The sequence below is a fragment of the Acinetobacter sp. NEB149 genome (genome assembly GCF_012516415.1).
In the GTDB taxonomy this organism is placed as follows: domain Bacteria; phylum Pseudomonadota; class Gammaproteobacteria; order Pseudomonadales; family Moraxellaceae; genus Acinetobacter; species Acinetobacter lwoffii_V.
On record NZ_CP051208.1, the window covers coordinates 1,823,758 to 1,844,988 of the forward strand.

At 41.7% G+C, this 21,231-nt stretch carries 19 protein-coding genes and 2 pseudogenes; 8 read left to right on the forward strand and 13 right to left on the reverse strand.

Annotated features, from left to right (window positions below; all coding sequences use genetic code 11):
* Nucleotides 1-50: 50 nt before the first annotated feature.
* From HGD77_RS08700 to HGD77_RS08710, 3 genes are all read right to left on the reverse strand, one after another.
* On the reverse strand, nt 51-1,283 hold the full coding sequence (locus HGD77_RS08700; protein WP_004730312.1) for a transposase: 1,233 nt from the start codon (nt 1,281-1,283) through the stop codon (nt 51-53).
* 146 nt (nt 1,284-1,429) lie between these two features.
* The gene (locus tag HGD77_RS08705; RefSeq protein WP_004730312.1) at nt 1,430-2,662 is read right to left on the reverse strand and encodes a transposase; all 1,233 of its coding nucleotides are present in this window, start codon (nt 2,660-2,662) and stop codon (nt 1,430-1,432) included.
* A gap of 184 nt (nt 2,663-2,846) precedes the next feature.
* Nucleotides 2,847-4,871 carry an NADPH-dependent 2,4-dienoyl-CoA reductase gene (locus tag HGD77_RS08710; protein ID WP_004645276.1) on the reverse strand — a complete coding sequence of 675 codons (2,025 nt, stop codon included), beginning with the start codon at nt 4,869-4,871 and terminating at the stop codon, nt 2,847-2,849.
* A gap of 166 nt (nt 4,872-5,037) precedes the next feature.
* Here HGD77_RS08710 and HGD77_RS08715 point away from each other — a divergent pair, with 166 nt between their 5' ends.
* The 4 genes from HGD77_RS08715 to HGD77_RS08730 all read left to right on the forward strand — a co-directional run bounded on the left by HGD77_RS08715 (nt 5,038) and on the right by HGD77_RS08730 (nt 8,243).
* Nucleotides 5,038-5,586, forward strand: coding sequence for a PadR family transcriptional regulator (locus tag HGD77_RS08715; RefSeq protein ID WP_004645277.1), 549 nt, complete (start codon nt 5,038-5,040; stop codon nt 5,584-5,586).
* A gap of 14 nt (nt 5,587-5,600) precedes the next feature.
* Complete coding sequence (locus tag HGD77_RS08720; protein WP_004645278.1) at nt 5,601-6,533, forward strand: alpha/beta fold hydrolase; 933 nt, start codon at nt 5,601-5,603, stop codon at nt 6,531-6,533.
* A gap of 19 nt (nt 6,534-6,552) precedes the next feature.
* Complete coding sequence (locus HGD77_RS08725; RefSeq protein ID WP_004645279.1) at nt 6,553-7,257, forward strand: SIR2 family NAD-dependent protein deacylase; 705 nt, start codon at nt 6,553-6,555, stop codon at nt 7,255-7,257.
* 86 nt (nt 7,258-7,343) lie between these two features.
* Entirely contained in the window at nt 7,344-8,243 is a 900-nt protein-coding gene (locus HGD77_RS08730; protein WP_004645280.1) for a LysR substrate-binding domain-containing protein, read from the forward strand.
* A 249-nt stretch (nt 8,244-8,492) separates the two neighbouring features.
* Here the strand turns inward: HGD77_RS08730 and map are convergent, their stop codons facing one another.
* Nucleotides 8,493-9,287: a type I methionyl aminopeptidase gene (gene map, locus HGD77_RS08735; protein WP_004645281.1), complete on the reverse strand. Its 795-nt coding sequence runs from the start codon at nt 9,285-9,287 to the stop codon at nt 8,493-8,495.
* Nucleotides 9,288-9,637: 350 nt separating this feature from the next.
* Here map and brnQ point away from each other — a divergent pair, with 350 nt between their 5' ends.
* Together brnQ and HGD77_RS08745 are read left to right on the forward strand one after the other, a co-directional pair.
* Complete coding sequence (brnQ, locus tag HGD77_RS08740) at nt 9,638-10,924, forward strand: branched-chain amino acid transport system II carrier protein (protein ID WP_004645282.1); 1,287 nt, start codon at nt 9,638-9,640, stop codon at nt 10,922-10,924.
* A gap of 593 nt (nt 10,925-11,517) precedes the next feature.
* A complete protein-coding gene (locus HGD77_RS08745; RefSeq protein ID WP_004645284.1) occupies nt 11,518-11,736 on the forward strand; it encodes a hypothetical protein in 219 nt (72 codons plus the stop codon).
* Nucleotides 11,737-11,849: 113 nt separating this feature from the next.
* Here HGD77_RS08745 and HGD77_RS08750 read toward each other — a convergent pair whose 3' ends face one another.
* Entirely contained in the window at nt 11,850-12,308 is a 459-nt protein-coding gene (locus HGD77_RS08750) for a hypothetical protein (RefSeq protein WP_004645285.1), read from the reverse strand.
* Between the two features lie 117 nt (nt 12,309-12,425).
* Between HGD77_RS08750 and HGD77_RS08755 the strand changes: the two are divergent.
* Nucleotides 12,426-13,288 (forward strand): annotated as a pseudogene (locus tag HGD77_RS08755) (alpha/beta fold hydrolase).
* Between the two features lie 199 nt (nt 13,289-13,487).
* Here HGD77_RS08755 and HGD77_RS08760 read toward each other — a convergent pair.
* The 8 genes and pseudogenes from HGD77_RS08760 to HGD77_RS08795 all read right to left on the reverse strand — a co-directional run bounded on the left by HGD77_RS08760 (nt 13,488) and on the right by HGD77_RS08795 (nt 20,608).
* The gene (locus HGD77_RS08760; RefSeq protein WP_004645368.1) at nt 13,488-13,709 is read right to left on the reverse strand and encodes a hypothetical protein; all 222 of its coding nucleotides are present in this window, start codon (nt 13,707-13,709) and stop codon (nt 13,488-13,490) included.
* Between the two features lie 15 nt (nt 13,710-13,724).
* Nucleotides 13,725-14,261, reverse strand: a complete 537-nt coding sequence (locus HGD77_RS08765; protein WP_004645369.1) for a PolC-type DNA polymerase III — start codon at nt 14,259-14,261, stop codon at nt 13,725-13,727.
* Nucleotides 14,262-14,502: 241 nt separating this feature from the next.
* Nucleotides 14,503-15,530: pseudogene (locus tag HGD77_RS08770) on the reverse strand (transposase).
* Nucleotides 15,531-15,549: 19 nt separating this feature from the next.
* Nucleotides 15,550-16,149 (reverse strand): hypothetical protein, encoded by a 600-nt coding sequence (locus HGD77_RS08775; RefSeq protein WP_228761423.1) that lies wholly within the window; start codon nt 16,147-16,149, stop codon nt 15,550-15,552.
* Nucleotides 16,150-16,284: 135 nt separating this feature from the next.
* Entirely contained in the window at nt 16,285-18,924 is a 2,640-nt protein-coding gene (locus HGD77_RS08780; protein ID WP_004645371.1) for a bifunctional aconitate hydratase 2/2-methylisocitrate dehydratase, read from the reverse strand.
* Nucleotides 18,925-19,221: 297 nt separating this feature from the next.
* On the reverse strand, nt 19,222-19,491 hold the full coding sequence (locus tag HGD77_RS08785) for a hypothetical protein (RefSeq protein ID WP_004645372.1): 270 nt from the start codon (nt 19,489-19,491) through the stop codon (nt 19,222-19,224).
* Between the two features lie 209 nt (nt 19,492-19,700).
* Entirely contained in the window at nt 19,701-20,060 is a 360-nt protein-coding gene (locus tag HGD77_RS08790; protein WP_004645374.1) for a hypothetical protein, read from the reverse strand.
* Between the two features lie 113 nt (nt 20,061-20,173).
* Complete coding sequence (locus tag HGD77_RS08795) at nt 20,174-20,608, reverse strand: I78 family peptidase inhibitor (RefSeq protein ID WP_004645375.1); 435 nt, start codon at nt 20,606-20,608, stop codon at nt 20,174-20,176.
* A 268-nt stretch (nt 20,609-20,876) separates the two neighbouring features.
* Here HGD77_RS08795 and HGD77_RS08800 point away from each other — a divergent pair, with 268 nt between their 5' ends.
* Complete coding sequence (locus tag HGD77_RS08800; RefSeq protein ID WP_032031561.1) at nt 20,877-21,200, forward strand: IS5 family transposase; 324 nt, start codon at nt 20,877-20,879, stop codon at nt 21,198-21,200.
* Nucleotides 21,201-21,231 lie beyond the last annotated feature (31 nt).

The following is a 21,231-nucleotide window of genomic DNA, read 5'->3' on the forward strand; positions in this document are numbered from 1 at the left end:
CTTTTTATACCGATTTATCCCTCTCCTTATAGGCATAGGTATCTACACATCTATGAGATACCTAATGCCATTGTGGCTATCTCATTGAGTTCATCTATTGAATATTCCGAGAGCAGTTGAAGAGTGTTCAGTAAAATCGAAAGCCCTGCCAATAAGGCAGGTGCACTTTCCAACCTACCTCTTTTCTGCTGCCGACCTGAAAGACGGGTGAGAAATACACGAATTTTCTGATGGTGTTCATCTTCAGAACGCTGGATTCGCCAAGTTAAAACACAAGCCATACAGCTAATCAGTAACCGCCTTAAAATGGCTTCAGGTCTGGTCTGAAGCCATGCTTCAATATCATGACCTGCCTGCTTGAGCAGCTTGAAATAGCATTCAATTGTCCAGCGCCAGTAATACCAGGTCGTCATCTCTACCGTAGTAATCTCTGATGGAACATTGCTGATTAGTGACCATCTTGCGACGGTCTTATCCTGATCATCTTTCACTACGGCAACAATTAATCTGGCTTCAATCGCACTCCCTGGCTGGGGAGCAACCCGTTGGCCTGAATCGTCATTTCTCTTCGGTTTTGCTGCACGTGTTATCCGGATAGCAGTTTCTCCCACATGCAACATATGCCGGTTTCCTTTATAGGCAATCGGCTGGACCTGCTGCGTTTCTACTCGTTCTGCGGCTTCTGCAACTTTGCATGTTTTGCCCTGATGCTCAATTCGATGGCCTTCTTTCGCCCGAATCAGCCATTTAAAACCCTGGCTGCTCATTTCCCTTAGGTGGGCAATGGAGTCACCTTCACGATCAATGATATGAACACATGTTTTCTCAATGGGATATTGTTCAATCACTTTGATTTGTTCGGTAAGTGAATCTAGATGAGATTTGCGCCCAGCAGAGTGTTGACTGAATGTGGAATAGCAGCCTGAGGCATCTGATAGTGTCTGCGCCAGTGGCGCAATAGGTAGTCCCGAGGCTGCATCAACCAGCAGACTGCTTTGCAATTCATAGCCTGAATCATATTGATGGGTTCTTTGCAGGCGCTGAATTTTATGATGGTGTTTCACATACTGTAGCTGAGACCAGTCATGAACAATCAATGCATATTGATGCGGTGATGCCTTGATCTGTTCACATGCAAGATGTTCAATTGGCTGGTTTAACTGACTAAAAGAGATTTTGTCATTATTCAGGAATCGCCAGACCGCTTGTGTGGTTGCGAAACTCGACTTTTGGGCAGAAGCCAGGTCTTTGATTGCCGGAGCAAGTGAAGCAAGAGGGTTCATATTGAGCTTTACAAGGCTGTTATAGCGCTTGACAAGACGCTGATCCAGGCCAGAGATGTTAAATTGAAGAGCATGCTCTTCAATTTAACGCAAAGTTCAGGAATTGTGTAGATACCTATGCCTTATAGGCATAGGTATCTACACATCTATGAGATACCTAATGCCATTGTGGCTATCTCATTGAGTTCATCTATTGAATATTCCGAGAGCAGTTGAAGAGTGTTCAGTAAAATCGAAAGCCCTGCCAATAAGGCAGGTGCACTTTCCAACCTACCTCTTTTCTGCTGCCGACCTGAAAGACGGGTGAGAAATACACGAATTTTCTGATGGTGTTCATCTTCAGAACGCTGGATTCGCCAAGTTAAAACACAAGCCATACAGCTAATCAGTAACCGCCTTAAAATGGCTTCAGGTCTGGTCTGAAGCCATGCTTCAATATCATGACCTGCCTGCTTGAGCAGCTTGAAATAGCATTCAATTGTCCAGCGCCAGTAATACCAGGTCGTCATCTCTACCGTAGTAATCTCTGATGGAACATTGCTGATTAGTGACCATCTTGCGACGGTCTTATCCTGATCATCTTTCACTACGGCAACAATTAATCTGGCTTCAATCGCACTCCCTGGCTGGGGAGCAACCCGTTGGCCTGAATCGTCATTTCTCTTCGGTTTTGCTGCACGTGTTATCCGGATAGCAGTTTCTCCCACATGCAACATATGCCGGTTTCCTTTATAGGCAATCGGCTGGACCTGCTGCGTTTCTACTCGTTCTGCGGCTTCTGCAACTTTGCATGTTTTGCCCTGATGCTCAATTCGATGGCCTTCTTTCGCCCGAATCAGCCATTTAAAACCCTGGCTGCTCATTTCCCTTAGGTGGGCAATGGAGTCACCTTCACGATCAATGATATGAACACATGTTTTCTCAATGGGATATTGTTCAATCACTTTGATTTGTTCGGTAAGTGAATCTAGATGAGATTTGCGCCCAGCAGAGTGTTGACTGAATGTGGAATAGCAGCCTGAGGCATCTGATAGTGTCTGCGCCAGTGGCGCAATAGGTAGTCCCGAGGCTGCATCAACCAGCAGACTGCTTTGCAATTCATAGCCTGAATCATATTGATGGGTTCTTTGCAGGCGCTGAATTTTATGATGGTGTTTCACATACTGTAGCTGAGACCAGTCATGAACAATCAATGCATATTGATGCGGTGATGCCTTGATCTGTTCACATGCAAGATGTTCAATTGGCTGGTTTAACTGACTAAAAGAGATTTTGTCATTATTCAGGAATCGCCAGACCGCTTGTGTGGTTGCGAAACTCGACTTTTGGGCAGAAGCCAGGTCTTTGATTGCCGGAGCAAGTGAAGCAAGAGGGTTCATATTGAGCTTTACAAGGCTGTTATAGCGCTTGACAAGACGCTGATCCAGGCCAGAGATGTTAAATTGAAGAGCATGCTCTTCAATTTAACGCAAAGTTCAGGAATTGTGTAGATACCTATGCCTTATAGGAGATGAGTAGCACTGCTGCGCAAGGGAGAGGTTAATAAAGCTTGACGTTTTTAAATTAAATCACCGCCGCCAATTCAGCACCCTGACGGATGGCACGTTTGGCATCCAACTCACCCGCTTCTTTCGCTCCACCAATCAGATGCACATTTTTCCCGGCTGCTTTTAGCTCATCAAACATGGCGGTATAAGATTCCTGACCGGCACAAATAATCACATGATCGACTTCTAGTACCGCAGGTTTGTCATTCACGACTATATGTAAGCCCTGATCATCAATTTTTTCATAGCTGGCGCCCGCAATCATTTTCACATCACGGTGTTTTAAACCAGTACGATGAATCCAGCCTGTGGTTTTACCCAAACTTGCGCCGACTGAAGCGGCTTTACGTTGCAATAAATAAATTTCACGTTGCGGTTTTTCTACATTTGCAGCTTTTAAGCCACCGACATTTTCATAGTCAGTATCAATACCCCATTCATCATAGAATTTTTCCGGATTGATACTGCCACTTTCTCCTTCATGACTCAGGAATTCGGCTGTATCAAAACCAATACCGCCTGCACCAATAATGGCAACTCGCTGACCCACTGGCTTACGTTCTTTCAAAACGTCCAGATAAGACAGTACTTTTGCATGATCAATACCTGGAATCTCAAGTTGACGTGGTGTCACGCCTGTTGCCACCACAATATCATCAAAGCTTGACTGAGCCAGCTCTTCCAGACTCGCCTTATGATTCAGTTGCAATTTGATACGTGGTTGTAATTCAATCTGACGCTTGAAGTAGCGCAAGGTTTCATAAAACTCTTCCTTGCCCGGAATGGTCTTGGCAATATTAAACTGCCCGCCAATCTGAGCAGCGGCTTCAAATACCGTCACCTGATGACCGCGATTTGCTGCATATACAGCAAAGCTTAAACCTGCAGGACCCGCACCAATCACGGCAATATTTTTTGCTACATTGGTTTCTTTAAAAATGAGCTCTGTTTCATAGCAGGCACGTGGATTGACCAGACAGGTGGCAATTTTCATTGAGAAAATATGATCCAGACAGGCCTGATTACAACCGATACAGGTATTGATCTCATCGCTACGACCCTGCTCCGCTTTCAGGACAAACTCAGAGTCTGCCAGCATCGGACGGGCCATGGAAATCATATCAGCATCACCAGACGCCAATACATATTCAGCCATTTCCGGAGTATTGATACGGTTTGAAGTGATTAAAGGGATCTTCACCTGACCTTTCAGCTTACGCGTCACCCAGGTGAAGGCTGCACGAGGCACTTTAGTGGCAATCGTCGGAATACGCGCTTCATGCCAGCCAATGCCGGTATTGATAATGGTGGCACCAGCTTTTTCAATTTCTTTGGCCAACTGGATGACTTCTTCCAGAGTTGAACCGCCTTCGACCAGATCCAGCATAGATAGGCGATAAATAATGATAAAGTTCTCACCGACCATTTCACGTGTACGGCGTACGATTTCAATCGGGAAACGGATGCGGTTTGCATAGCTTCCACCCCACTCATCATCACGATGGTTGGTACGTGCTGCAATAAATTCGTTAATCAGATAGCCTTCCGAGCCCATGATTTCTACACCGTCATAACCGGCGTATTGAGCCAGCTTGGCACAATTGGCAAAATCATCAATGGTTTGCTGCACCTCAGCCGAAGTTAAAGCATGCGGTTTGACTGGATTGATCGGTGCCTGAATTGGGGATGGCGCGACATTTTCAGCCTGATAAGAATAACGTCCGGTATGCAGAATCTGCATGGCAATTTTCCCGCCCGCTTCATGTACGGCCTGGGTAATCACCTTATGCTTTTCAGCTTCTTCAATGGTGTCAAGTTTGGAACCGCCATGAAACGTTACGCCATGATCATTTGGTGAAATCCCGCCGGTGACGATTAAAGCGACTCCACCTTTGGCGCGCTCTGCATAAAAAGCTGCCATCCGATCATATCCGCCGGGTGCTTCTTCAAGACCAACGTGCATGGAACCCATTAATACGCGGTTTTTAAGTGTGGTAAAACCCAAGTTCAATGGGGCAAGTAAATTCGGATATTTAGACATTTCAACTCCTGAGCATGCGTTTAGGCTGGCTATTGTTTTAGCAACTGGCAGTTTGATCCCTCAATCTTTCCAGTTTAATGCAACTTGTTGCACTAATTTATATGCCAGAATTGATTTTTATGCAACATGTTGCATAATAATCCCGAGTCACTTTTTTGAGACGTTTATGTCTTTAGCGCATGTTTTATTGACCAGCCTGATTGAAAAACCTAGCACCGGAATCGAACTGGCTCGCCGTTTTGACCGTTCCATGGGCTTCTTCTGGAATGCCACTCATCAGCAGATTTATCGCGAGCTGAATGCCATGCTGCAAAAAGGCTGGATTTCGACGATAGAAGAGGAAGACTCGAATAGCCGCAAAAAGACTTATCAGGTAGAACGTCTGGGCCGCGAAGAACTGGCCAACTGGATGTTGCAACAGAGCCCACCAGCACAATTACGTGAAGAGCTGATGGTACGTTTACGTGCCGAAGCCCAACTTGGTGGCAATAACACTTTGGCAGAGCTGGAACGCCATCTGGAACTGCATAAAGAGAAATTGAAAACCTATCAGCAGATTTTTGCCAAGGACTTTGCTCAAGCGGACGAAACTGACCGTACCTTATATATTCATAAAATGATTCTGCAACTGGGAATTGATCAGGAACTGGGTTGGATTTCCTGGCTGGAACAGGTTATTCCGCGACTGCAACAATTTGACGCACAACAATTATAAATACGGAGACACACATGCCCTTTTATCGCATGCCCGATGGTGAACAGCTGTTTGTACGCGAATACGGTCGGGGACAGCCGGTACTGGTACTCTCTGGACTTGGCATGCTGAGCTGGCAATGGAAAGCTTTTCTCTATCCGCATCAGAAAAATTTCTGTTTCATTATTCCAGAATGGCGCGGCTTTGGGGCTTCCAGTCGCTGTAAAATTCCGCAAGATCTCGATGCAATTTCCAGTCACTGGCTGGATGTGCGTTCAGTTCTGACCCAGCTAGAATTAGATCAAGTCATCGTCATTGCCTATTCCATGGGTGCAACCACCGCAATGCACGGCATGCATTATGACAACTTTGCCAGTCAGATTTCTGCTTATTTGCACATTGATCAGACTCCCAAAATTCCGGTCGATGATGCCTGGGATTTTGGTCTTTTTGGTCCACGTTATCAGGAATTTATCGACATCCTGCAGCAGCTCTCTGTCCTACTTACGCAATATCAGCAAGTTGAATTGATCCGTGATCTTGACGTTTCTGTCCGTAAACAAATTGCCGCCCTATGGCTAAAGTTTATTCAGCTACAAAATCAACAAAAATATAGTCTGAAAGCTTTCGAATTCATTTTGAATCAACCTCGCCTGCAAAGTCTGTTAATGCCTTCCAGCCGGGTGGATTATATGGCGTGGTATATCAACAATTATTTATACCATCGTGAGGATTACCGAGAGGCATTGGCCCAGCTCAGCTGTTCGGTGACTTTCTTTAGCGGCGTACAATCCAAGCTATATCCTTTTGAAGGTCAGCGCCTGATTGCAGAAAGCCTGCCTCAGGCCAAACAGATACTTTTCAGCAAATCCGGCCATACACCTTTACTGACTGAACCGCTAAAATTTTCCCGAGAACTTGGCATCTTCTTAAAAGAAAATTCGCAATCTAGCACTTCAGCTGCCTAAAGATTCAGGAGATAGAACAATGAAGAAACTGGTGGTCTTTTCCGGTGCAGGCATGAGCGCCGAAAGTGGCATTAATACTTTTCGCGACAGTAATGGACTTTGGGAACAATACCGGATTGAAGAGGTTGCCACACCTGAAGCCTGGGCCAAAAATCCGCAACTGGTGCAACGCTTTTATAATGCACGTCGTAAAAATATTCTGAAAGCACAGCCGAATGCAGCCCATCAAGTGATTGCCAATCTTGAAGATGAGTTTGATGTGCATGTAATCACCCAGAATATTGATGACTTGCATGAACGTGCCGGCAGCTCCAAGGTGATCCATTTACATGGCAATATTCGTCTGGCCAAAAGCTCAGGCCCCGATGCACAAAGCACGACCGAGTTTTATCCAATTGAAAGTGCTGAATTAGATTTAAATCAACACTTTTGTAAGGCAGGCTATCCGTTACGTCCGCATGTGGTCTGGTTTGGTGAAGCCGTGCCCGCGTATGAAGAAGCTCAAGACAGTGTACAGGATGCCAATATTTTCGTGGTGATTGGCACCAGCTTGCAGGTTTATCCAGTTGCCGGGTTAATTCATGAGATTCCTGCGAACTGTCAGGCCTATTACATCGACCCGAAAGCCGAGCAGCAGCATTTACCTGGACAGTTTTACAAGATCTCCCAAAACGCGACCGACGGCATGCAAACACTGCTAGGTTTACTTAAATCCGGGAATTAGATTTTTTTATATGCTGCATTCTCTGATTGACAGTATGCAACAATCAATTTTTAATCAACTTATCGTTGCAAGAATGGAATTAAACCATGCTGTCTGATCTGGATGACTTTTACTGTTTCGCTCAGGTGGTGGAACATGGCGGCTTTAGTGCAGCCGAACGTGCAACCGATATTCCCAAATCCAAACTCAGCCGTCGGGTGTTTAATCTGGAAGAGCGCCTGGGTGTACGTCTGATTCAGCGCAGTTCGCGTCATTTTGCCGTCACCGATATCGGTATGAATATTTACCGGCATGCCCAAGTTATGCTGAGTGCTGCACAGGCGGCGCATGATCTGGTGGACCATCTGAGTACCGAACCGCGCGGAACCATTAAAGTCAGTCTGCCAGTCTCTATTGCCCAGAACGAACTGGCAAAAATTCTGCCGGATTTTTTGAAAAAATATCCTGAAATTAAAGTCCAGATGATGATCACCAATCGCCGGGTCGATATTATCAATGAAGGCTTTGATCTGGCCTTACGTGTCCGTTCCAGCCTGGATGATGACCCAAATCTGGTGATCCGCCAGTTTGAAAAAATTGAGCAGCATTTATTCGCCAGTCAGGGTTATTTAAATGAATTTGGTGAACTAAAAAACCCAGAGCAACTGGCTGAACATAAAATCCTAAGTATGGCCGAAGACCATACCGAACAGTTTCTAACCTTACAAAATGAACAGCAGGAACAAAAAAAAATTCGTGTCAGTCCAACGGTTATGGGTTCTGACTTAAATATGCTGGCACAACTGGCCGCGTCAGGCTCAGGCGTCACTTTGTTGCCAGATAACGTGGTCGAGCAGTACGTGGCAAGTGGTGAACTGGTTCGAGTGCTTCCTGACTGGAAAGCACCGCATGGTATTTTCCATGTGGTTTATCCTTCACGTCGCGGCTTATTACCTGCAGTAAGGGTCTTTATTGATTATCTGGTCGCTGAATTAAATCGGCGCTAAATGAAGTACTTTTGAGAAAAACTAGACAAAAAAATAGCTCATTCTTGGGGAAAAATGAGCTAGAGAAACTTTCACTACAGCATAGTGAGCGAAAAAAAGGGAACCTATGTATCTGACTCTTAGTTTAATCAGATATAAAATCCTAAACCACTGTTTAATGTAGTGTTTTGTATGTTTTCGTCAGCAAGAACGAGTGAGTTGTAATTTATGTAAGTGGATTATCTGAATAAAGATCATTCAATCAATATTTTAAATTTCCGGATACTCACCTGTGCCTTCAGGCCAAGGCGACAAGACTTCAAACCCGGTTTCGGTGACATAGACCATATGTTCCCATTGCGCCGACCAGGATTTATCCGTGGTGACTACAGTCCAGCCATCTTTCAGCTCTTTGACGCGGGCTTTTCCCATATTCACCATCGGCTCAATGGTAAACACCATGCCTGGAACCAGTTTAATGCCCTGACCTGGCTGACCGTAATGCAGAATGTTTGGCTGCTCGTGATAGACCTTACCGATGCCGTGACCGCAATATTCGCGCACGATGGAATAGCCTTCACGCTGTGCGACCGTTTGAATCGCATAGCCGATATCACCTAGAGTCGCGCCCGGCTTCACCGCATGAATCCCGGCCACCATGGCTTCATAGGTGGTATTGACCAGTCGCTTGGCTTCTGGAGAAGGAGTTCCAACATAGTACATCCGGCTTGTATCACCAAAATAACCGTCTTTAATAATGGCAACATCAATATTGATAATATCGCCATCCTGCAGAACGACTTTCGATGATGGAATGCCGTGACAAACCACTTCATTCGGTGAAATACAGGTGGTTTTAGTATAGCCATAATAGCCAATATTGGCTGGCGTCACCTTTAATGTATTTACAATAAAATCATGACAGAGATCATCCAGATATTCAGTGGTGACACCTGGCTTGACATGCTCCCCGATCATCGCTAAAACCTCTGCAGCCAAACGCCCAGATATCCGCAATTTTTCAACATCTTGCTCAGTTTTAAGACTAATCGCTGGAGCGCGCATATACCTATCCTCACTATGAATCCCTGAATTATAATCCCTTTTTTGCGAAATATGTCGCAGTTGTTGAGTTTCGGCACAGCAATTTTCCTTGAAATAGGAATTTTCACTGCTGTTTATTTGTACAAACAATAACTGACATATTTTGATATCAAGTGCAGATATTTTTTGAGCTTGTAAGGAAAAATATATTTTTCAGCGAATTATCAAACATATATTTCTACCAAGATTTGAATGACCGGTTATGTGATCCGCAAACTCACTAGAATCAAGGCTTCCAGCCTTAAAATAAACTCCAAAAAATTGGACATATACACTAAAATCGCTTTCTTTTGTTCTATTGATCTCCCTTTATGACAAGTCTGCGTACCCGGGATATTGTCGCCCTAGGTTTTATGACCTTTGCACTATTTATTGGTGCGGGCAACATTATCTTCCCACCGATTGTGGCTCAACAAGCCGGTGAACACGTATGGCTCGCTGCTTTAGGTTTCCTTATTACAGCAGTCGGCTTACCCGTGATTACCATTATTGCGTTGTCTCGCGTTGAAGGTTCCATTCAGGCACTAAGCTCGCCTCTTGGCAAAGCAGCCAGCATCTTGCTGACTGTAATCTGTTACTTAGCTGTTGGCCCTTTATTTGCGACGCCGCGTACCGCAACCGTTTCTTATGAAATCGGTTTTTCATCTTACTTTGGTAATGAATCTGGCAGCCTGCTCATTTACAGCATCATCTATTTTGCTGTGGTGACCATCGTGTCCTTATATCCCAATAAGATTCTGGATACCGTCGGCTATTTCCTGTCGCCACTTAAAATTATTTCTTTGATCATTTTGGGTGTAGCAGCCGTGATGATTCCTGCCAGCAATCCGCCTGCAGCGATCGATAATTACGTTACCAGTCCAGTGACTGAAGGCTTCGTAAATGGTTATTTAACCATGGATACTTTGGGCGCTTTAGTTTTCGGTATTGTGATTGTTAAAGCCATTACTTCACGTGGTGTAACCGATAAAAAACTGATTACCAAATATGCAGTGAATGCCGGCATTATTTCTGGTATTGGTTTAACTCTGGTGTATTTAAGTCTGTTTAAACTTGGACTAGGTAGCCATGAGATTGCACCAAATGCAGCCAATGGTGCCATTATCCTGCATGCATATGTACAACATGCTTTTGGCGATATGGGTGCTTACTTCCTGTCCGGCATGATTTTTATTGCCTGTATGGTCACTGCAATTGGTCTGACCTGTGCCTGCGCTGAGTATTTTTCCAGCTTGACCAAAATTCCGTACAAGATCTTTGTATTTATTCTGGTGGGCTTCTCACTGGTGATTTCAAATCTGGGTTTAACCAAACTGATCGCTGTTTCGGTTCCAGTCTTAAGTGCGATTTATCCGCCTGCCATTAGCGTCATTATGCTGAGCTTCTGTGCAAGCTTCTTCAAGAAACCATCTCATGTGATTGCGCCAGTGACCCTGGTGGCCTTGATCTTTGGTATTTTTGATGGATTAAAAGTCGCTGGTTTTGAATTGCCTGCATTACTGCAAAATTTACCTCTATCAGATCAGAATCTGGCCTGGTTTATCCCGTCCATGATTGTATTGCTGATTACAGCTGTGATTGACCGTATTAGAAACTAAAACTTCTAGGATGTCTGAAAAATCGTATTTTTACCCAAAATCCGGTTTGAGCGTGATCAATAATTGTCAGGTTTTATCCAAACGGACATTTATTGTTTCTTAATGATGACATCAAATCACCGCTGTAAATCTTGATACTAAGATTTTCTATAAAAAATCGTTTCTATAAATAAGATCGCACTTTAATTATTTTATTTTTTATATAAATATAAACAGAACTTTTGATTTTCTGATGTTAGATACTTATTGTTGCCAACTTAAACCAAGTTCCCTTCCGAGTCATACGCAGACTTACAAAGTATTGATTAACCCTACATATCTTTGGCGTAAAATTTGCATTTTCTATCTGGTCGCATTAATTAAATGATGACTACATCTTATTTCCAAAATTAACTGGAGGTGAAATCTGAAAATATAATTCTTGCCTAATCAAGTGATTATGTAGTTATACGACTAAAGATGGCCATTTTGACTGTAAAAGCCTGCCACGGCAGTTGCAAAGGCCCAAATTAAACAGTACAACTATATATTCAATTCTGACTGATTAAATCTGCTTTAATCTTCAATAACATAAATAAATGGGAGGGATGGAGATGTTATCATTACATTTCAACAAGCAAGTCTTCATTGACGCTCTTAAAGCCAACAACACCAATCTGGTGACATTTATATGCACCACTTTTGCACTCATGCTGACTTTAACCGTTCATTGCTTAATTCAAGGTAATTTAAAACTTGAATACTTTGGCTATGCACTGATTGTCTCAGCTGCATTTTTCCTATGGGCTGCCATAGACCAGAAATACCGATAATCAAATTTTAAATTAGCCCAGATGGATGATATGGCCAGTCATCCATCTGGTGAAAAAAGTGTTTTAATTTTCAATCATTCCAGCATCCTTTCAGAATAACTATAAAAAGAAGATTAAAATAATCCCGCAAATGCTCCATAGAGCAAAATCCCTGTCCCGCCCAATTCTGCAACAATTAAACCCAGCATGGCGAAAGTCATTAAACTTCCAGGCAAATGAAATTTACCCAGTTGATGCGGCTGTTTAAACTGATTCGTCGTATCTTGCAGGAAACCATGCAACATATAAGCGGCAATCGAGAAGCTGAAAAATATTATATTAATGAGTACGCAAATCAGATTCACCCTACTCGGCAATACTGAACAATAGGCCAATACTGCCAGAATTAAGGTCGCAGGTGCATAAAGCAGGCTGCTACGATGGGCAATATCGACATAATAATGTGCACGTGACTGAGGCGATTGACGAATCTGCCAATATTTCCAGACACCGGTCAACATCCCGATCCACAAGAAGATTCCACTAAAAATAATGCCGATTTTAACGGCCAGCTCAAGTTCCATTAGCTGCATAAGATCATTCCATGTTTATTATTTGACTGACTTTAAAGTCATGTTTTCCCCGACCTACCCTGCTAAAAATCTATACAGTAAAAGCTTCATGGGATGATAAAAATCATAGTGTAACGTATGTCTGAATTTGAAACATTGACTCTCCAGTGCCAAGATGGCTATCGCTTAAGTGCACGTTTTTATGCAGCTATTTCTGAAACTGACAAACTTCCAGTATTAGTCTGCCCGGCAACTGGCATTACTAAACAGTTTTATCATCAGTTTTGTGTGTGGTTACAAGCGCAAGGCTATGCGGTTATGGTCTTTGATTTCCGGGGATTGGTGATTCACTACATGGCCCGTTGAAAAATTCAAAAGCCAGTATTGTGCAATGGGGTCAACTGGATATACCGGCCGCAATAGATGCTTTATCAACGCGTACTAATGCAGAAAAAGTGATACTACTTGGACATAGTGCCGGTGGTCAGCTTTTAGGAATCGTACCAAATCATCATAAAGTCGCAAAAGTGGTGGCTGTCTCTGGCTCTACCGGACATGTGAAAGGACTCAAAGGCAAAACCAAGTTACTTGCGCCAGTGATGTTTAATGTCATTTTCCCACTGGCACGCTTCACTAAAGGCTATGGCCCGACTCAAGCGATTGGTATGGGTGAAAACCTGCCGAAAGATGTAGCTCGCGAATGGGCGCAGTTCTGTAGTAAACCGGGTTATGTAATCAACGCGATTGGTAAAAATATTGCACCATCCCATGATTATCATGCTCAAGTCACCTGCCCGATTACCTCAATCTGGTCATCGGATGATGAAATTGCCACCGAAGCCAATGTGAAAGATTTACTACGTTTATATCCAAACGCAAAAACCCAGATAATTGAACTTAGACCTAAAAGTTATGCGTATAAAAACATTGGTCATATGCTGATGTTTAAAAAGTCGCATCAGAATTTATGGCCGGTGATTGAACAGCAATTGGCTGTTTAAATCAGATTTAGATGGTTATTTTCAGGCTGCTGTGTTCTAATACACGCAGTTTGAGATGAGCCTCTTACAGTATATGGGCTTGACCTATATACGACTAGCCCCTAACCATGGGGCTTTTTATTGTCTGAATATTTTAAAACGGATATAAAAATGGGCTGACGATAACGCCAACCCATGTCTTTCTTTATCGAATTAAATATTATTTTGTCTCAATGTCATAAACCCAATTTCGTGCCTGTTTGTCTGTGGTCGTTTCACAAACATAATAGTCGTGATCCCATGAATCAGGATGGAAGATTTCCTTTTTGGTATAAGTGACATTTTTGCCTTTTTCGACACAGATAAAACTGTCACCTTGGTCTTTGACTTGGCTTCCGTTGAGGAAGCCACCGATACAGAGGAAGCGGGATTGTTTGGGCATTTCTAATCAGCCAAGTTAATAATCTACTTTAGACATTAATTTTTTAAATACATTATAAGTAATTTGTACATCCTCTAGAGCATTGTGATATTGGCTTCTAGAAATTCCAAAATGTTGACAAGCATCATCTAAGGATCTTAAATTAAGGTATCCCTTTTTTTCACAGTAATAGAAAAACATAGACTGTAGATCTAAATGTCTATAGTTGAGTTTATCGAATTCTTTTTGAAAATTATTTTCATAACACATACGCCTAAAAAAACCAATATCGAAAGACATATTCCAAGTTACAAATCTAAAATCATATCCAAATTGATGAAAAAATCTTTTTAATACCATAGCTTGAGTCGGCTTATTTCTGAGAAAACTCTCATCTAATCCATGAGTTTCTTTAGCTGAATTAGAAAACTTCAGTGTTTCAGGAATATGCATATATGAATGAAATCTATCAAGAATTTTTAGATTCTTATCTACTAGTATTGCACCAATCTCAATTGGTTGATCATAAAACTGATTAATACCTGTAGTTTCTAAATCTAGAACACAATACATTATATAAACCTAGGTAGGATAAATTTGTGATAACTCATTAGTCGAGATCATCGCATCTTTTTCACGAGTTACTCTTTGATATAAACAATTAGAGTCTGTGGTTTTTCTTGCAAAAACAGTAATTGGCTTAAACGTTTTTTCAGAGACAGCTTTATTAGGAACAAAATATATTTTATCATCAATTTTATAATAGCTATAAGTAAAACATCCTTTTGTGTACTTATATAGGACTTACGCACTGTTATTTATAGACTCTCTGTGGTAGCAGATGATTTTTATCGAGAATAAAGTCATCAATGAAGTTTTGATCATTGGTCTAAATAATTTCTTCTGCCAACGATATACATTTTCAAAGATCCCCTCAAACTGGTTCTTTTGTATCTCAACGTAGGCCATTAAGGCTGAAAAAATATGATTCAAAATCAGTTTAGACCGTCTTACTTGAAACTTTTCAATATGACAAACCTGTTTAATCACTCGGTGATATTGTTCTATTTTCCAATGACTTGAATGTAATTCATGAAAACCCTCAAAGGACAATAAATCATCTTCATCTTGATACACAATATAAAACCTCTGCTGTTCTTTTAACTGAGTCTTAAATAATTGTACAAAGCCAAAATCTTTGAGCCAGACCACTTGACCCTGATGGAAATTCGGCAATAAACGCAGTTGAAACCATTGTCCTTTTTCAGGGGAAACCTTACGGTTACAGTCGATACCAAACATAAATCGAATACCATGTTTTCTTATGGTTTTTAGATTTGCAGTCGATGAATACCAACTATCACCTGTAATAAATTGAATCTTTGCACCCCAACTAAGTACTTCACTTAACATATCCATAAAGTAATCATTCTTGGTTTTACCCTCAGATTTGTCATAAATTCGGAAATTAATTGGAATATTTTGACCATTCTGATCTGTCGCATACAAGGTAATGAGATTAATCCCCTTGACGGATCGGTGGTGTTTGCCTGACCAAAAATAGCTAACCAAGTCCATATGTTGACTATATGGTTTATCTAAAACAGTATCATCAATACTGACTATAAGTTTATTATTATCAATATGTTGAATTGCTTCTTGATATAGGTCGTGAGGTGTGTAGTCTTCACGCTCTAGAAAGCGATTTACACTATCATGCGAGATATTATAAGTCTCGGCAAGTTGTGTGCAGCTAATAGAGTTCGGTTCTGTCATGAGAAAGCCCATATAAATGGGTAATGTACAAGTTGCTGTAGAAGCATGTTTAGTTCGTCTGATCACAGATACTTTATAAACTATTTTAATACTTTTTTGAATCCGTCAATGCGTAAGTCCTATTATATATAAATAATTGTGCCCTTTCATGTGATGGAATATCTTGATGCCATTTAATTAGATTCGTTACAGTAGTATCAATCAGTTCTTCAAATCGCCCCGGTGGGTATTCCCAATAATTCTGATATGATTTTAAGAATGGGTTTTCTTTATCTGCTAACATAAAAGTTATTACATTATTTTTTTTGGCTAATGCTTCTTTAATAAGTGAACTATTACTATTTAAAAAAGTACTTCCATACATGAAGAAAATTTCAATATTTTTACAATTTCGAAATTCTTTTTTTAATTTCTGTTCTACTTTTGAAAAATCATCAAAATAATCTAATATGCCAGATTTCTTATAATGTTTAGTTGCATCAAAAATTACCTTATTCCACAAAAAAGAAACAAATATACTTGCTGCTAAAGCAATACTTACATTAGTTATAATTCCAAATATTTCTTCGCTGAAACAATCTTTGAATAGATTTAGTAGACCTGCAAACAAAACAGCGAAAAAACAACATAAAAGAAATCCATGCACTAACCGGACTTCCTCAAACCATCTCATGAAAGCATTCATTATTGACCGACCAAAAAATAAGGGCTGATTACTCAGCCCTTATCTTATACCGCTTATTACTTAATTTTCAAAGCAAATCATAGATTTGCTCTTGCGCTAGGGAAAAGCCTTTCGACTTTTCTTAACCCTAGCTCATTAAGTCAACTGAGCAGCAGCAATTTTCTTCGTATCAACGTCTTTAGCGGCGTTAGTATATTCGCTCATCTTGTCGAAGCTTAAGTATTGATAGATGTCAGCTGACATGCTGTCAATTTGAGCTGCGTACTGTTGGTATTCTTCTGGAGAAGGCAATTTACCCAATACAGCAGCAACAGAAGCAAGTTCAGCAGAAGCCAGGTAAACGTTAGCACCTTGACCTAAACGGTTCGGGAAGTTACGCGTAGAAGTCGATACACAAGTCGTGTTCGGAGCTACACGTGCTTGGTTACCCATACATAATGAACAACCTGGCATTTCAGTACGCGCGCCAGCTTTACCATAAATGTTATAGAAACCTTCTTCCATCAACTGATGTTCGTCCATACGCGTAGGTGGAGCAATCCACAAACGAGTTGACAACGCACCACCTGGAACTTTCTCAAGTAACTTACCAGTCGCACGGAAGTGACCGATGTTCGTCATACAAGAACCAACGAATACTTCGTCAATTTTCGCGCCTTGAACATCAGAAAGAAGTTTCGCATCATCTGGATCGTTCGGGCAGCAAAGAATAGGTTCTTTGATGTCTGCAAGATCGATTTCATACACTTTCGTGTATTCAGCGTCAGCATCCGCTTTGATCAGGCTTGGGTTAGCCAACCATTTTTCCATGTTCTCAACACGACGAGCCATAGTACGCGCATCGCCATAACCTTCAGAAATCATCCACTTCAACATGGTGATGTTTGAACGAAGGTATTCAGCAACTTTCTCTTCAGAAAGCGTGATAGAACAACCAGCAGCAGAACGTTCAGCAGAAGCATCAGAAAGCTCGAATGCTTGCTCAACAGTCAGGTCAGTTTCCATTTCTGTTAAGTCGATCTCAAGGATACGACCAGAGAAGATGTTTTTCTTACCTTTCTTCTCTACAGTTAGGTCGCCTTCCTTAATTGCGTAGTAAGGAATTGCATGTACAAGGTCACGTAGCGTGATACCAGGCTGCATTTTACCCTTGAACTTCACAAGTACAGATTCAGGCATATCAAGAGGCATAACACCAGTTGCTGCAGCGAACGCTACAAGACCAGAACCCGCCGGGAATGAAATACCGATTGGGAAACGAGTATGCGAGTCACCACCAGTACCAACGGTATCTGGAAGAAGCATACGGTTTAACCAAGAGTGGATAATACCGTCACCTGGACGTAGAGAAACACCACCACGGTTCATGATGAAATCAGGAAGCGTGTGTTGCATTTGAACGTCAACTGGTTTTGGATACGCAGCTGTATGACAGAAAGATTGCATAACAAGGTCAGCAGAGAAGCCTAGGCAAGCCAAGTCTTTCAATTCGTCACGAGTCATTGGACCAGTTGTATCTTGCGAACCCACAGTAGTCATCTTAGGTTCACAGTAAGTACCTGGAAGTACACCTTGACCTTCAGGAAGACCACAAGCGCGACCAACCATCTTCTGAGCTTGAGTGAAACCTTTACCAGTTGCAGCAGGCTGAACCGGAGTACGGAACATTGTAGATACTGGAAGACCTAAAGCTTCACGCGCTTTAGTCGTCAAACCACGACCTACGATCAGGTTAATACGACCACCAGCACGAACTTCGTCTAGAAGTACTGGAGTTTTAAGTTCAGCTTCAGCGATTTGTGCGCCGTCTTTGAACGCAGTTACTTTAGCAGCAGCGTGATCGATCTTAAGAACGATTTCGTCGCCCATGTTCATGTTGGCAACATCGATCTCGATCGGTAATGCACCCGCATCTTCCATGGTGTTGAAGAAAATCGGAGCGATTTTAGAACCTAGGCAGTAACCACCGTCTTTTTTGTTCGGGATGTGCGGGATGTCGTCACCGAAGAACCAAAGTACAGAGTTAGTTGCAGATTTACGAGATGAACCTGTACCAACAACGTCACCCACGTAAGCAACCTGGTTGCCTTTCGCGATCAGTTCTTTAATCTGGTTAAGTGGACCCACTTCACCAGGAACTTCTGGATTGATTCCGTCACGTACGTTTTTCAACATTGCATTTGCGTGCAATGGAATGTCTGGACGGCTCCAAGCGTCTTGTGCAGGTGACAAGTCGTCAGTGTTGGTTTCGCCAGTTACTTTGAAAACAGTCAGTTTGATTTCTTCAGGAACGTCTTTACGGCTAGTGAACCATTCAGCGTCAGCCCAAGACTGCATAACTGCTTGAGCATTTGCGTTACCAGCTTTTGCTTTATCAGCAACGTCATGGAATGCATCAAATACAAGAAGCGTTTTTTTCAATGCTTCAGCTGCAAGTTCAGCAAGCTCAGCATTGTCTAAAAGTTCAACTAAAGGCGCTACGTTATAACCACCAAGCATAGTACCTAGTAAGTAAACAGCACGTTCTTTAGAAACGAGTGGAGAGGTTGCTTCGCCTTTTGCCAATGCAGCTAAGAACGCAGCTTTTACATATGCAGCTTGGTCAACACCTGCTGGTACACGGTTTTCAAGCAAATCTACCAAGTATGCTTCTTCACCAACTGGCGGGTTTTTTAGTAGTTCAACTAATGCAGCTGTTTGGGCATCGTCAAGTGGCTTCGGTGGGACTCCGAGTGCGGCACGTTCTTCAACGTGTTGGCGGTAAGCTTCTAGCACAGTGTTATTCCTCTTTTTTAAAAAATTACTTATGAATTCCTGCTTATTCCAAGCTTCATAAATAATATGGACTCCGAAATTTTACTAAATTTCCAGTTAAAAGTTAATGCAACTCAAGTGTTTCTTCGTGATGCTCGTTATTTTATAACTAAATGATGCTCTTAATGATTATTCCATAATCAGTTCCAGCTTACACCACACGAAACAAGCCCATGAATAGGCCCTTTTAACTGAATTTAATGCATAAAAAAGGCAACCCTGATGTTGCCTGATTTGAAGTTAAAAAGATACTCCACCTTAGTGTACAGTGGTCGAGTTTAAATACTGCTGATATGAGTCTCGGCAGCCTTGGAATTTCACCACGCATTCATCTTCATAGGTGCTACTGTGATTATTGCTGGCAAAGGAAATATCAACCTGATAAAGCTTTTTATCTTGTTCTAGTATCTTCTTTAAAACGACTTTGTCACCGACGCTGAGTACATAGCGACTGCCGCCAATAATGACCACGCCCTCTTCATCTTCCAGCAGCAGATCAGAATGATGCAAATATCTTACGACTTCCATATTGTGCTACTCCTCGGTTAATTGGAGTTAAATTCATTATTCAATATAAAGATAAGTATTTCTATATTTTAGATTTAGAAATTGTCACAACGTGTACATTTTGCTTAAGCTATTTTTATTATTTAGTCTTTTGAAGATGCTTATATTTAAATACGTTTAATGGGAAATATGGGTTGGATAATTTTATCCAGATATAAAAAAACCGTTCCTTAGAACGGTTTGTAATCTGGTAATTCATCATGCGGTGTCGCAATACACTTTGCAGTAAATTCAGCGCGGACTTTTTCACGGGCTGCTTTTACATCTGCCTTAATCTCTTCGGCTGGAATTGCATAGACTTCATCAATAATATTCAGGATAAAACCTTTGGTGGTTTCGTCGTCGATCTTGTTGGCATGCTCGATTGCTTTTTCTTTCTCAATCGCATTCTGACGATCCAGCATAATGGTACGCGCCGCATTACCGACACTTCGACAATAACCTTGCCACTGCTCTTCAGGGGTTAAGGGTTTCTTCTCGGCACAACCGGCAAGCGCCAGCATAAACGATAAAGCCAATAACTTTTTCATGAATTTCTCCTTCCGAGGGGCAATATAAAAGATCGGGGAAGATTTGTCATTTCAAAATGCCAGTTGTAATGAATTAAAAAAAGCCCATCAATGGGCTTTTTCATTTTGTGTAATTAACCGCATGAAGCCTCGATAATCTTTTTACTTGCAGGATCTACAGTTACAGTCACTCGTTCTTCACGATAATCCATCGTCACCGCTTGACCCGGTTCGACCATACGTACGATTTGTGCCTTAGTTTTCTGCTTGATTTGCGCTTCAGTCAAATTGGACTGACCGACCAACGCTGTCGCCTGATCAGCAATACATTTAGGTTGATTCATATGCAATAATTCCCACTCCTCGACCACCTGACCATTCTTTAAATGGCAATATCCCACCTGATCATTGCTTTCAGTACGAATTTCAAGCTTGCCACCCTGATTGACACAATAAGCGCTTGCAGGATTCGCTGAACCTATTTTAGGAGCTTCCGTCTCAGATTGCGGCGTGGTGGTACATGCGCTTAGAGCGACAGCCAGCAAACCGAACAGCATTGTTTTTTTCATGAGAGCCTATTCTTCTTCAATAATTCTTCACCAATTTAGCATATTTCCTTGTCCTTGCCAGACACAAGTCTGTGTACATTTTTAACCGTACTTTTTCATTAGACTTCCGTCATAAATCAAAAAACGTACAATTTATTTGATCTTAAATTAATCAGCAAAATTATTTAATTCAAGAGATAATCCTTGGATGAAATTCAAAGATATTCAAAAATTATCAAACGTTAAGTTTCGTAGGCTTACCGGTGTTAGTTGGGCTACATTTAACCTCATGTTGGCCGAGCTAAATAAGCATTTACCTCGTCATATTGGTAAAGGACGACCGCATAAATTACCGTTGGAAGATCGTTTGCTCTTATGTATAGAATATTGGAGAGAATATCGAACATTTTTCCATCTTGGTATGAGTTACGGTGTATCTGAAACGAGTGCAATTCGTATCACACGTGTTATTGAAGATACCTTAATCCGTTCTGGAAAATTTAACTTGCCAAAACAACTTCCTAATCGAGATGAAGTGGATTGGGAAGTTGTTGTGATTGATGCAACTGAAATATTAGTTCAACGTCCAAAAAAAACAGAAGAAATGGTATAGCGGTAAAAAAAAGCGACATACCTTTAAATTT